Source organism: Pseudomonas sp. MF6755, assembly GCF_016405635.1.
GTDB classification, from domain to species: domain Bacteria; phylum Pseudomonadota; class Gammaproteobacteria; order Pseudomonadales; family Pseudomonadaceae; genus Aquipseudomonas; species Aquipseudomonas haemolytica.
Genome location: NZ_JAEKDA010000057.1, coordinates 1 through 483, shown reverse-complemented (window position 1 = coordinate 483; position 483 = coordinate 1). Strand labels below are relative to the sequence as shown.

1 protein-coding gene is annotated in these 483 nt (G+C 63.1%); it reads right to left on the bottom strand.

What is annotated here, in order from left to right; all coding sequences use genetic code 11:
• On the bottom strand, nucleotides 1–481 hold a 481-nt coding region (locus JFT66_RS29655; RefSeq protein WP_198860631.1), incomplete at its 3' end, for a YggS family pyridoxal phosphate-dependent enzyme.
• Nucleotides 482–483: the final 2 nt, after the last annotated feature.

The window sequence follows — 483 nt, the reverse complement described above, 5'->3', positions numbered from 1 at the left end:
GGATCGCCATCAGGCCGCGCAGCTTCAAGCGGGGCAGGGCCTGGATCGCCTCGGCCAGCGCTGGCAGGTCGGCGGGTGTACAGCCGGACTTGCTGGCTTCGCCACTGACATTGACCTGAATGCAGATATTGAGCGGCGGCAGGTCGGCCGGGCGTTGTTCGGACAGGCGTTGGGCAATTTTCAGGCGGTCCACGGAATGCACCCAAGCGAAGTTCTCGGCGATAGCGCGTGTCTTGTTCGATTGAATGGGGCCGATGAAGTGCCAACTCAAGGGCAGATCGGTTAAATCGGCCTGTTTGCCCAGGGCTTCCTGCAGGTAGTTCTCGCCGAAGTCGCGCATCCCGGCGGCGTAGGCTTCGCGCACGGCTTGCGCGGGTTTGGTCTTGCTCACGGCCAGCAAGTGCACGCTGGTTTCATCGCGTTGCACGGCCTGGGCCGCGGCACGGATCCGCTCGGTAACCAGGCCGATATTGTCTGCTATGG